The 12,491-nt window shown below is 57.6% G+C and carries 11 protein-coding genes and 2 pseudogenes; 7 read left to right on the top strand and 6 right to left on the bottom strand.

The genetic code is table 11. The features are described 5' to 3' along the window. Position 1 precedes the first annotated feature (1 nt). Together HBR94_RS23015 and HBR94_RS23010 are read left to right on the top strand one after the other, a co-directional pair. Positions 2–760, top strand: a complete 759-nt coding sequence (locus HBR94_RS23015; protein ID WP_032859412.1) for a TSUP family transporter — start codon at positions 2–4, stop codon at positions 758–760. Between the two features lie 16 nt (positions 761–776). Next, positions 777–1,256, top strand: a complete 480-nt coding sequence (locus tag HBR94_RS23010) for a YbaK/prolyl-tRNA synthetase associated domain-containing protein (protein WP_081044254.1) — start codon at positions 777–779, stop codon at positions 1,254–1,256. 48 nt (positions 1,257–1,304) lie between these two features. On the opposite strand, the pseudogene HBR94_RS28990 reads toward HBR94_RS23010, so the two are convergent. Then, positions 1,305–1,432: pseudogene (locus tag HBR94_RS28990) on the bottom strand (integrase); the annotation flags it as partial. 99 nt (positions 1,433–1,531) lie between these two features. Here HBR94_RS28990 and HBR94_RS23005 point away from each other — a divergent pair. Further along, a complete protein-coding gene (locus tag HBR94_RS23005) occupies positions 1,532–2,746 on the top strand; it encodes an aldose 1-epimerase family protein (RefSeq protein WP_170045597.1) in 1,215 nt (404 codons plus the stop codon). 21 nt (positions 2,747–2,767) lie between these two features. Here HBR94_RS23005 and HBR94_RS23000 read toward each other — a convergent pair. Beyond that, a pseudogene (locus tag HBR94_RS23000) lies at positions 2,768–2,875 on the bottom strand (hypothetical protein); the annotation flags it as partial. Between the two features lie 537 nt (positions 2,876–3,412). Between HBR94_RS23000 and HBR94_RS28780 the strand changes: the two are divergent. Together HBR94_RS28780 and HBR94_RS22990 are read left to right on the top strand one after the other, a co-directional pair. After that, a complete protein-coding gene (locus tag HBR94_RS28780; protein WP_233098331.1) occupies positions 3,413–3,856 on the top strand; it encodes a hypothetical protein in 444 nt (147 codons plus the stop codon). Between the two features lie 362 nt (positions 3,857–4,218). Then, positions 4,219–5,463, top strand: coding sequence for a M20/M25/M40 family metallo-hydrolase (locus tag HBR94_RS22990; protein WP_170045595.1), 1,245 nt, complete (start codon positions 4,219–4,221; stop codon positions 5,461–5,463). 87 nt (positions 5,464–5,550) lie between these two features. On the opposite strand, the gene HBR94_RS22985 is transcribed toward HBR94_RS22990, so the two are convergent. From HBR94_RS22985 to HBR94_RS22970, 4 genes are all read right to left on the bottom strand, one after another. Continuing rightward, positions 5,551–6,804 (bottom strand): OprD family porin, encoded by a 1,254-nt coding sequence (locus HBR94_RS22985; RefSeq protein WP_170045594.1) that lies wholly within the window; start codon positions 6,802–6,804, stop codon positions 5,551–5,553. Between the two features lie 86 nt (positions 6,805–6,890). Next, positions 6,891–8,195, bottom strand: coding sequence for a citrate:proton symporter (locus tag HBR94_RS22980; protein WP_057959717.1), 1,305 nt, complete (start codon positions 8,193–8,195; stop codon positions 6,891–6,893). Between the two features lie 126 nt (positions 8,196–8,321). After that, entirely contained in the window at positions 8,322–9,629 is a 1,308-nt protein-coding gene (locus tag HBR94_RS22975) for a dicarboxylate/amino acid:cation symporter (RefSeq protein ID WP_170045620.1), read from the bottom strand. A 43-nt stretch (positions 9,630–9,672) separates the two neighbouring features. After that, entirely contained in the window at positions 9,673–10,755 is a 1,083-nt protein-coding gene (locus HBR94_RS22970; RefSeq protein ID WP_120733013.1) for a 4-oxalomesaconate tautomerase, read from the bottom strand. Between the two features lie 165 nt (positions 10,756–10,920). Between HBR94_RS22970 and HBR94_RS22965 the strand changes: the two genes are divergently transcribed. Both HBR94_RS22965 and HBR94_RS28775 read left to right on the top strand, forming a co-directional pair. After that, positions 10,921–11,811, top strand: coding sequence for a LysR family transcriptional regulator (locus HBR94_RS22965; protein WP_057438424.1), 891 nt, complete (start codon positions 10,921–10,923; stop codon positions 11,809–11,811). A 157-nt stretch (positions 11,812–11,968) separates the two neighbouring features. Further along, positions 11,969–12,394, top strand: a complete 426-nt coding sequence (locus HBR94_RS28775) for a hypothetical protein (RefSeq protein WP_057959715.1) — start codon at positions 11,969–11,971, stop codon at positions 12,392–12,394. The last annotated feature ends 97 nt before the right edge of the window (positions 12,395–12,491 follow it).

Raw genomic sequence — 12,491 nt, 5'->3', positions numbered from 1 at the left:
CATGGTCGATATTGTCATCCTTTGCGTGTTCGCCTTCGCCGCCGGCCTGATCGACGCGGCGGTGGGCGGCGGCGGACTGATCCAGATTCCCGCGCTGTTCAACGTGCTACCCAGCGCTCAACCGGCGGCGTTGCTGGGTACCAATAAGGTTGCGGCCGCCTGCGGCACGGCATTCGCGGCTCGGTCCTTCGTGCGCAAGGTGGTGATTGACTGGGGGCTTGTGATCCCCGCGGCCTGCGCGGCTTTTGTCATGGCCTTCTTCGGAGCCGCCACGGTGTCGTTCGTGCCCCAGTCGATGATCCGGCCGGCGGTGCTGGTGTTGATTGTATTGATGGCGATCTACACCTTCTGGAAAAAAGATTTCGGCGCCCTGCACAAACCCATGCGTATCGGTACCAAGGAAAAACTGCTGGCGATCGTCATCGGCGGTGCCATCGGTTTCTACGATGGTCTGTTCGGCCCCGGTACTGGCAGCTTCCTGATCTTCCTGTTTATCCGCTGCTTCGCCTTCGACTTTCTTCATGCCTCGGCATCGGCCAAGCTAGTGAACATCGCGACCAACGTAGCGGCACTGATGTTCTTCATTCCGACGGGTAACGTGCTCTACCTGATCGCAATCCCCATGGCGGCATTCAACATCCTGGGCGCGCTCACTGGCACCTGGCTGGCGGTTCATAAAGGCGTGCCCTTTGTCCGGGCTCTATTCTTGGTGTTGCTGGTGATTCTGATCAGCAAACTGTCCTACGACCTGCTCCTGTAAACCAGAGGAAAACTCCATGCATCCCATGTTCGATCGCCTCGTGGCACTACTCGATGCCCGCTCAGCCTCCTACCGGGTGTTGATGCACGATGCCGAGGGCCAGTCGGCGCGCGTCGCCGAAATCCGTGGCACCGAGCCCGGCCAAGGCGCGAAGGCCATGCTTTGCTCCCTCAAGGGGCAGGCCGGACCCTATGCACTGGTGATACTGCCGGGCGACCAGAAGCTGGACATGAAGAAAGTCGGAGCGGCCCTGGGTGGGAAAAAAGCCGAGCTGGTTAAGGCCGAAACCGCCATGGACCTGACCGGGTGCCGGATCGGCGCCATCCCTCCTTTTGTTTTCGATGAGCGGATTCAATTGATCGTCGATCCGGCCTTGACCACAGGCTACGCTGAAATAGCCTTCAACGCGGGGCGGCTGGATGCGTCGATGGTGCTCGATACGCAGGATTATCTGGCGATTGCCATGCCTCGATTGCTGGATATCAGCCAGGCCTGAGCAGACGTTTTCACAACGCCGCAAAAAAGAAAAAGGGGACGGATCTATATCAAGGCCTATGGCTTTCACCCAGCCTTTGCCGATACGAGTGTATTGAAGAGTGGATAGAGGGGCTGAGGTATGCAGGCCACGAGAGCTAACCGTGTTTGCTCAGTGATCTCAAACTGCACTGGCCGCTGCATTGCCAACTTCGTCGGCGTTGGGTCGATTTTTAGCTTGCTGAAGCGTTTCATCAAGTTTATAAAAATGGCACAACTCCAAGAAAGGCTGCCGCCATGACCCCGCTCAAACTCTTTGTTGCCCTCAGCGCACTGTCCGCTGCCTCCCACGCCGTGGCTTGGGATTACGTTCTGCTCGACACCGACAAAGCTGCCCAGAACTGGCAGATCACCAGTCAGCAACTCGGACTAAAAACCGACAAACCCTTCAGCGTTACCCTGCGCACCTTGCACGGCGGTCGGCAGGAGGGCGTCAGCATCGTCGACATCGATAACGGCACGATGAAACTCTCGGTAGTGCCGACTCGCGGAATGAACGTCTTGCAGGCCTCGGTCGGCAATGTGCGCATGGGCTGGGATTCGCCGGTCAAGGAAGTGGTCAATCCGTCCTTCATCGAGCTCAATGGCCGCGGTGGTCTGGGCTGGTTGGAAGGTTTCAATGAGCTGGTCACCCGCTGCGGATACGAATGGGTCGGCCACCCAGGCATCGACAACGGCGAGCTGCTGACCCTGCACGGTCGGGCCGCCAACATTCCTGCGAACAAAGTCACCCTGCATATCGATGAAAAACCACCGTACGCCATCACCCTACGTGGCGAACTGAAAGAGCAGGCGTTCAAGAAGGTCGATTTCTCGGTCGCGACCGAACTGGTCACCGAACCCGGCAGCGTCGTGTTCACCCTCAACGACACCCTGACTAACAACGGCGACTATCCGAAGGAATACCAGGCGCTGTATCACAGCAACTTCAGCACCCCGTTCCTGGAGCAGGGCGCCCGTTTCGCCGCGCCGGTTAAACAGGTGTCGCCGTTCAACGACAAGGCCAAGGGCGATCTGCCCGACTGGCAAACCTACCGCGCACCGACCAGGGACTACGACGAAACGGTTTACAACGTGGTGCCGTATGCCGATGCCAAGGGCGACACGTTGACCGTGTTGCACAACAAGGCCAGCAGCCTGGGCGTTTCGGTCGGCTTCAACACCCAGACATTGCCCGTGTTTTCCCTGTGGAAAAACACCGATACCCAAGGCCAGGGCTATGTCACGGGGCTGGAGCCGGGGACAAGTTATTCCTACAACCGCCGTTATCAGCGGCCACTGAACCTGGTACCGACAATTGGGCCCAAGGAACACAAGCAGTTCCGCATCAGCTACAGCTTGTTGGCGGATAAGGTGGCGGTGGACAAGGCCTTGAAGCGGGTGAGCGAGATTCAGGATGGGCGGGAGACTGAGGTGCGGCAGACGCCGTTGGTTGATCTGAGCAAGGGGTGAGACCGGCTGGAGCATTGTCGGCCGATATTGCAGCCCCTCGGCCAAGTGTTTGCGTCTGATCCCGTCGATTTGTTCAAGGTCCGTAAGCGAGCGTGCGACCTTGAGCAGTCGATGGGCTGCTCGTAACGATTTGGTCACTGTCGGCTCTTGGCCGAATGCTGCCCCTCATGACCGGCAGCGATCGGCCAAAAGCAGGCAGTCATAGACGACCGCTTTCGACCCAGAGTGTGTAAAAACGCTTCGCCAAAATTGAAGTGTGCGCGTCTACGTTAAATCTGAAATTTATCGGCACGTCTGCAGATGTGGATTTCGCGTAGAAACGCGATTTCCAGTCCGGTTTTGAGCACCTGGCGCGCTCAAAAACGTTTTTACACAGCCTCGGCCCAAAGCGGACGCTCGAAGCAATTCGACCACAGGGTAGGATTTGTATGCGGGCGCGGAACTCAGTAGCCAAACCCGCTAAACAGAACAATCAGCGTTTCCATGGCATGTCGTAATCGAGTGATTGTGAAATTAGGACGACGTTCTGCTGATCTGCAGAAACCCTCAATCCGCTTCCGGAACTTTTTCTTCAAATAATGTCAATTTGATGGCGCACTCTGGTGTTTATTGAAACAGGATCACCCAGCGCCAGGCTGTTTCCTGGCAAGCCAAAGGAAGTGATAAATGAAACTGATTCTCGCGATGTTGTTGATGTTCAGCGGTTACGCGTTTGCCGGTTGCAACAGCATCAATGATATGGACAAGCGGGCCTATTGCAGTGCCAAACAGAGTGGTCGCGGCAGCGATTGCAATAGCATCAATAATATGGACTTGCGTGCGCAATGCAGCGGAGAGGTGGGAGGTGGTTCTTGCAATGGCATCAATGATATGGACCAGCGAGCTTATTGCGCTGCCAGGCAGAGCGGCCGCGGTAGCGATTGCAATAGCATCAATAATATGGACTTGCGTGCGCAGTGCAGCGGAGAGGTGGGAGGTGGTTCTTGCAATGGCATCAATGATATGGACCAGCGAGCCTATTGCAGTGCTAAGCAGAGCGGCCGCAGCAGCGATTGCAATGGAATCAATGATCTTGGTTTGCGCGCCCAGTGTCAGTCCGAAGGGCGCTGATTGGGTGTTTCGGTGACTGTCCCCTATTGGCCGATAGTTACCCATTACGAAGGACCGCAATCGTCCGATTTTGTTGAAAAAGTCGACCTCGTATTGGCACCGAAGTCGAATTGACCCAGTTCCCGAGATATTGCTGACCCGGTCTGACGCCTCGAAAACCGTTGCCCTTAATGGATTTGTACCGATAAGGAGGTGGGTTAGTCATGCGTCAGCACATGGGTCAATTCTGTGTTGGCATTCATAGAGAAACTATTGCTGGTAACCAGCATTGCCTGCGTGAACGCCCGCAGCGATAGGTGGCGTTGACGAAATTTATGGGGTAAAGATGGGGCTTAAATTAGCAATGATCTGAAGGAGACAGCATGCTTATCCGACGTTCATCCATCGCCGCCGCGCTCGCGTGTTCATTCTTATCCTGTACCGCGTTTGCTACGGATTTGGCCCCCCAGTTGCTGAAAAAAGCCGAGGCCGAACAAAAAGCCTATCTTGCCACCGTCAAAGAGCTGGTGGACATTGATACCGGAACCGGCCATGGGCTCGGCCTGAAAACTGTCAGCGCGATGTTAGTTGAGCGGCTCAAGGGGTTGGGTGCTGAAGTCACCACGACCCCTGCGACCCCCTCCGCGGGCGACAACATCGTGGGCACGCTCAAAGGCACTGGCAGCAAGAACTTTCTGCTGATGGTCCACTACGACACGGTGTTTGGGCCAGGTACAGCGGCGAAACGTCCGTTCAAGCTCGACGGCGAGCGCGCCTATGGTCCCGGTGTTGCTGACGCCAAAGGTGGCGTCGCGATGATTCTGCATTCATTGCAGATACTGCAGGATCAGAAGTTCAAGGATTTCGGTACCCTAACAGTGCTGTTCAATCCCGATGAAGAAACCGGCTCTGCGGGTTCGAAAAAAATCATCGCCGAGCTCGCTCGTCATCAGGACTATGTGTTCTCGTACGAGCCACCGGACAGGGACGCGGTAACCGTCGCTACCAACGGCATAAACGGCGTGTTTCTCGACGTGAAGGGCAAGTCTTCGCATGCTGGTTCTGCCCCTGAAGCCGGGCACAACGCGGCCATGGAACTCGCGCACCAGATGTTGCAACTCAAGGACCTTGGCGATCCGGCCAAAGGCACCACGGTCAACTGGACGTTGATAAAAGGCGGCGAGAAACGCAACATCATTCCTTCCAGCGCCTCGGCCGAGGCAGATATGCGTTACGCCGATCTGAGTGAAACTGACCGCGTACTCGCCGACGCCCAACGCATCGCTGCGAATAAACTCATCGATGGCACTGAAGTGACATTGCGCCTGGAAAAGGGTCGCCCACCGCTGGCCAAGAATCCGGGCTCCGAACAACTGGCGAAAGCCGCACAAGCGCTTTACAAAAAAATAGGCCGCAACATTGAGCCTATCGCCATGCGCTTTGGCACCGATGCGGGCTACGCATATATGCCAGGGAGCGCGAAACCGGCTGTGCTGGAGACGATGGGTGTCGTCGGTGCCGGATTGCACGCCGATGACGAATACATCGAGCTGTCGAGCATTGCTCCGAGGCTTTACCTTACGGTGGCACTGATCACCCAGCTGTCCGGCGCTGACGTAGCACCGTAACTACGACGGTTTCCGCAGCCACAGGCGATAAAATGCTTGTGGCCGGTCGGGAAGCTCCGTTTTTGGCAAAGACGAATGCCCAACGAGCTACCAGAGTGCGATGTCGTAGGTGAGGTAGAGGCGGTTGCTGTCACGGCCCCGGGAGAACTCGGAGCGGTAGACGTAGTTGCGCATGCGCATGCCCAGGCCCTTGAACGTGCCGGTTTGCACAACATAGGCCAGCTCGGCGTCACGCTCCCATTCCTTGACCGTGCTCGTGGACTTGCCGTCATTGCCGCTCAGGTAGCGCGTGGAGAAGGTCAGGCCCGGCACGCCAGCGGCGGCGAAGTTGTAGCCGTAGTTGAGCATCCAGGTGTTCTCATCTTCCTCGATGAACTTGCCGATACCGGCGTTGCTGAACGAGTACACGGTGGCGCCGCTGATGTAGGGCAAACCGGCATCGCCGCGCAGGGTCTGGTAGCCGCCGCCGAACGTATGGCCTGCGATCGCGTAGGACAATTGGCCGCTGAGCATGTCATTGTCGATTTTGCCGGCGTAGGCCGAGCCGCCATCAACGCTGTTGAAGTAACGCAGGTCGCCGGTCAGCACGCCTCCGGCCAACGGCAGGTCGTGCTGGATGCCGGCGAAATTCTGTCGGTAGAAGTTTTCCAGTTCACCGTAGAAATAGCTCAGCCGGGTGTTCTTGCCCCATTTGTATTCAGCACCGGCGTAGTTGAAATCCCCTGATTTTTCGCCGCTGTAGCCATCCGGCACGATCGGTACGCTGTCGGTGGAGTCGCGTAATTTGAAACGGTCCAGGTGCCCACCGGTGACGGTCAGGTTCTCGATGTCGTTGCTGCTGACCTGGGTGCCCTGGTAGGTCTGGGGCAACAAGCGTGCGTCGTTGTAAATCAGCACCGGCGTCTTGGGCAGCAAGGTGCCGTACTTGACGATGGTTTTGGCGAACCTGGCTTTTGCGGTGGCACCGGCACTGGCAAATTCACCGGCTGCGCGGCCGTCATCGTGAACCGGCAGCAGCCCCGTGCCGCTGCGCCCGCGGCCTGAGTCGAGTTTCACGCCATAGAGCCCCAGGGCATCCATGCCCAGGCCGAGGGTGCCGGCGGTGAACCCGGACTGATAGTCCAGCAGGAATCCCTGGGCCCACTCGGTGCGCTCGCTTTTGGCCGTTCTCGCGGCGCGTGCGCTCATGCCGTGCTCATCGCGAAAGTTCTCGTTGAAATACACATTGCGCAGTTGCAGCTTGAGTTTGCTGTCGTCAATAAAGCCTTCGGCATTGGCACCGGCGAGGGGGACCAGGCCGAACGCGCAAAAAAGGGCCCGACGGGAATACATAGGGTTCATGGCAAACGTCTCGTTGTTGTTATTCGGGGTGCAGGGCAACACGCGCCCCGTGAGCGAGGCGCGTTGAACGGCAGCAGGAAGATGATTCAGGTAAACAGGCTGATGGCCCCAGTCAGCAAGGCCAGGGCGGTAACGACCAGGGAGGTCAGCACCGCCCATTTGACGGTGGCTTTCTGGAAGTCGCCGATGTCACGGTCGACCATGCCCACCAGCAACAGGGTCGAGGCGACCAGTGGGCTCATCAGGTGCACCGGTTGCCCGAGGATCGAGGCCCGCGCGATTTCCACCGGGTCGATGCCGTATGCCGCGGCGGCATTGGCCAGGATCGGTACCACGCCAAAGTAGTAGGCGTCGTTGGACAGCACGAAGGTCAGCGGCATGCTGGTGATCGCAACCACCAGCGGGAACAGGTGGCCCCAGGAGGGTGGGATCCAGTCGACCAGGGTCTGCGCCAGGGCGTCGACCATCTTGGTGCCGGAAAAAATCCCGGCAAAGATCCCTGCGGCAAATACCAGCAGCACCACCGTCATGGCATTGCCCGAGTGCGCCAGGATGCGTTCTTTCTGAATGTCCAATTGCGGGTAGTTGATCATCAGCGCGAGCACAAAGCCGATCAGGAACAGGATCGCCGAATGCATCAGGCCCAGGACCAGGGCGACCATCACCGCAATCACCAGCACCAGGTTGACGTAGGCCAGCTTCGGACGCTTGTGAGGGGTGTCCTCAAGAATCGCGTTGATGTAGCAATCGCCGCCGCCGCTTTGCAGTTGCACGTTGCCGATACGCTTGCGCTCGGCTCGCCCCAGTAGGAAGGCGGTGAAGACCACCCACATGGCGCCGCCGATCATGGTCGGCAGCAACGGTACGAAGTATTCCCCGGCATCCAGGCCCAGCGCGGCGATGGCCCGTGTCGCGGGGCCGCCCCAAGGGGTCATGCCGCTCATGATGCTCAACGACAGCATGGCGATGGTCGCCAGGATCATCGGGTTCATGCCGATGCGTTTATACAGCGGCAACATCGCCGCGCAGGTAATCATGTAGGTGGTGGTGCCGTCGCCGTCGAGCGCGACCAGCAAGGATAGCAGGGCCGTGCCCACTGCGATTTTCATCGGGTCGCCATTGACGCGCTTGAGGATCTTGCGGATCAGTGGGTCGAACAACCCCGCGTCGATCATCAGGCCAAAGAACAGGATGGCAAACAGCAGCAACGCGGCAGACGGTGCAACCATTTTCAGGCCGTCGAGCATCATTTTGCCGGTGGTGCCGCCGAAACCGCCAATCACGGCGAAGACGATAGGCACCACGGTGAGCGCGACGATTGGCGACAAGCGCTTGGTCATGATGAGGAAGGTGAATACGACCACCATGGCCAAGCCAAGGAAAGCGAGCATAGGACGATTCTCTTGTTGTTATCGTAAGAATGGCTGACGCCGAGACGCACGAGCCCTGACCCGCCAGGCGGCACAATGGCGCCTGGCGGGGAGGGGGGCAGTCAAGTCAGGTGTTTGCGGTTTACGCTAGACGCGTTTGGCGACCTTCAGGTCTTCCCAGGCTGTTGCCTCATCGGGTTTTGCGTCGAGCATCCGCGTCAGCGTTTCTCGGTGGCAGGCATTTTCAGACATCGAAATCACCACGGTCGCGACCGCGTTACTGGCCAGGCTGGTCAGGGCCCGCGCTTCAGACATGAAGCGGTCAACGCCGATCAGTAACGCCAGGCCGGCCAGCGGGATGTCGTGAATGACCGTCAGGGTCGAGGCCAGTGCCACGAACCCGCTGCCGGTCACGCCGGCCGCGCCTTTGGAGGACAGCAGCATGATCGCCAGCATGGTGATGATTTGCGTAAAGCTCAGGTCAATGTTGCAGGCCTGGGCAATGAAAATCGCCGCCAATGACAGGTAGATGGCCGTGCCGTCCAAGTTGAACGAGTAGCCTGTGGGCAGTACCAGGCCCACGACGCCTTTTTTGCAACCCAGTGCTTCGAGTTTCTCCAACATGCGCGGCATGACGGGTTCCGTGGAAGAGGTGCCGAGTACCACCAGGAACTCTTCGCGCAAGTAGCGCAGCAGTTTCCACAGGCTGAAACCGTTGGCCCGGCAAATACTGCCCAATACGACGAACACGAAGAAGCCGCAGGCGATGTACAAGGTCATGATCAGTTTCGCCAGCGAACCCAGCGAAGTGATGCCGTACTGGCCGACGGTGAACGCCAAGGCGCCAAAGGCGCCGATCGGAGCAAAACGCATCAGGTAAGCGAAGATCTTGAACACCATCTGCGAAGCCGATTCGAGCACGTCGAGTACTGGCTTGCCACGCTCGCCCAGGGAGGACAGGGCGAAGCCGGACAACACCGCGATAAACAGCACCGGCAGCACTTCCCCTTTACTGAAGGCACCGATAAAAGTGTCCGGGATGATGTGCATGAAAAACTCCACAACCCCAAGCTTCGCGGCCGACTCCGTGTACTGGGCCAAGCCCTTGGTGCTCAGTTGGCTGGGATCGATGTTCATGCCGGCACCTGGCTGGAACACGTACACCGCCACCAGGCCGATCATCAGGCTGATCACCGTGAGGCCGAAAAACAGCAGCATGGTTTTGCTGAGCAGGCGGCCGAGCGAGCGTTTGTCGCTCATCCCGGCGATGCCGGTGACGATGGTGCAGAACACCACGGGAGCAATCATCATTTTGATGAGCTTGATGAACGCATCACCCAGTGGTTTGAGCGCGATGGCCTGCTGAGCCCAGAAATGCCCAACTATGATGCCCAGCATCACGGCGCAGAGAATCTGGAAGTAGAGCGATTTAACAACTTTCATGGCATCACCCATTTTTAGAATTGTGCGGATGCAAAAGCGCCAACGACCACCGGAATTACCCGGCCAGGCGTTGAGCGTTTGTGGCGTAGACATAACCAGAGAAAAGCCTGCGCGCAGTGCGTACGACGGACGCTTGAATTGTCTCATCGTTGACGCCGGTGTAGGACAATACGACATCAATCCCGCCGCTCGGATGTTCGATACGCACCGCTTCAAGGCGCGGCGTACTGATCCCGCCGAGCATCTGCGCGACGATGCTGCCCTCTATCACGCACGCGGTGGCCAACCCAATCGAGCCGGTAATGGCCAGGGCGCGGTGGCAGTTATGTGGCATGAAATAGCGAACCTGAATCGTACCGCCGGCTTTGGCGGGCGAGACCAGCACCGGCTTTGGTATCACTTTGTCGCTGACATCACCCAGGCCCATGGCCAGGCCTGCCTTAAGCCGCAATGACTCAAGGCGCCGCAGGAAGTCTTTATCGGCGTCCAGTTCTGCCGGGCTTTCATCGCCACGCTTGCCCAGTTGACTGGCCTCGATCAGCACCATGGGCATGGCCATATCGATGCAGGTCACTGCAATGCCGTCGATCACGTCTTGCTTATTGCCGGTAGGGAAAAGCTTGCCGGTCTTGCTGCCAGCCGCATCGAGGAACGTCAGTTGCACCGGCGCTGCCGTACCCGGCACACCATCGATGGCGGTGTCGCCCTCGTAACTGACCTTGGCATCCGGTGTGTACACGTCGGCGTTGATAAAAGTCCCTGTGTTTACGTTGCGAATGCGCACACGGGTGCGGCCCGGTGTGCCTTTGACCAGGCCCTGTTCGATGGCGAACGGGCCGACGGCGCACAGCATGTTGCCGCAGTTGGGCGCGCTGTCGACCCGGCGTTGCGAAACCATCACTTGAACGAACAGGTAGTCAACGTCTGCGTCCGGGTGCAGCGAAGGGCTGACAATCGCCACCTTGCTGGTTTGCGGGCTGCCACCGCCGATTCCGTCGATCTCCAGCTCGTGGCCGGAGCCCATCAGGTTGAGCAGCAGTTCGTCACGGGCCTCAATGGCTGCCGGTAAGTCCCAGTCAAGAAAAACCGGGCCTTTAGAGGTGCCACCGCGCATAAGCACACAGGGAATTCTTTGCATGATGCTGACTCTTGTTAATCAATCGACGCAATTGATGTTCTTGGGGCAAGAGTCTCAAGCTTTAAAAAATCTATCAAATGCAAAGATTGAAGAGATTATTGCGTTTTGCGAATGATAAATTTACGCTGGGTTTTCTTCTGGTGCCTGCTGCTGATGAGATAAGACATGGACTATGAGCTGAACGACATTCGATCTTTCGTGAAAATTGCCGAACTTGGCAGTTTTCACGAAGCAGCTGATGCCTTGCATCTGTCTCAACCTGCACTCAGTCGGCGGATAAAAAAACTGGAGGAGGGGTTGGGCACCTCTTTACTGGATCGCACCACACGCAAGGTCAGCCTCACGAGCGTCGGCCGTGACTTTCTTCCAAAGGCGCGTCGGTTGCTGGATGACTTCGATGAGTCGATTCTCAATATCCGTGAACTGGCCGAGCGCCAGATTGGCCGGGTAACCCTGGCGTGTATCCCAACTGCCGCATTCTATTTCTTGCCTTCAGTCATTCGGCTGTACAACGAGCGCTACCCAAAAATCCGGATCCGTCTGCTGGATTTGAGTGCCAATGAGGGGCTTGAGGCGGTACTGCGGGGGGAGGCCGACTTCGGTATCAACATGATGAGTGGGCAGCATCCGGACATTGAGTTCGTGCCATTGGTCAGCGAACCTTTTGTACTGGCGTGCCGGCGCGATCATGAATTGGCTGGGCGCAGTGCGGTCACTTGGTCTGAACTGAGCGATTACCGTCTTATTGGGGTAGGGCGCCTGAGCGGGAACCGCATGCTGCTCGATCACGCCCTTTCTGGCTTGAGTTGGCGGCCGCAATGGTTCTACGAAGTGCAGCATCTCTCCACTTCTCTGGGCCTGGTGGAGGCCGGCCTGGGGGTTTCGGCGATGCCGAGCCTGTCCATGCCGGCGGAAGATCATCCCACCTTGGTCAGCGTCCCGTTGATCGAACCGGTTGTGAACCGCTCTTTGGGCTTGGTCTACCGCCGCGGATCATCACTTTCGCCAGCGGCGGAAAAATTCGTCTCGATATTGCTTGAGCAATGGCCGCAATAGGCAGTGAACGGCTGCGTTTCGCTGATAGCTGCCGCTCACGGGCGACCTCTACCGGCCAAAAACGGACACCAAGAGCGTCTACGAAACCCGGGGCCGTTCACAGATCATTTTTGATCAGTCAGCGTCAGGCTATTTCCTGACACACATGGAGAGAGTGATGAGAGTTATCATTGCGTTGTTATTGATGTTGAGTACCTACGCTCATGCCGGTTGCGGCAACATCGGCGACAGCGATCAACGCGCGTATTGCGAGGCCAAAACCAATGGTCAAAGTTGCGGCAATATCCACGACAACGACCTTCGGGCTAGTTGCTCGGCGGAAATGAAAGGTCAAAGTTGCGGCAATATTAGTGACAACGATCAACGTGCTTACTGCAATGCCAAAGTCAATGGCCAAAGCTGCGGTAATATCCACGACAACGACCTTCGGGCTAGTTGCTCGGCGGAAATGAACGGTCAAAGTTGCGGCAATATTAGTGACAACGATCAACGTGCTTTCTGCAATGCCAAAGTCAATGGCCAAAGCTGCGGCAACATTCAAGATAGTAATTTGCGTAACAAGTGTGATGCCATAAAGCGTTGATCTACGAATCACGCGGGACCAGCTGTTCTTGATCGAAACTGGCCTCGCGAACTTGAGCTCCTCAGTTGTTGTAGCGCCTGCAGACCCCTTATCCTCG

The organism is Pseudomonas sp. WS 5412 (assembly GCF_012985615.1).
Taxonomy (GTDB): Bacteria; Pseudomonadota; Gammaproteobacteria; order Pseudomonadales; family Pseudomonadaceae; genus Aquipseudomonas; species Aquipseudomonas shahriarae.
The sequence above is the reverse complement of the archived record's forward strand: the minus strand, read 5'-3'. Positions and strand labels throughout refer to the sequence as shown.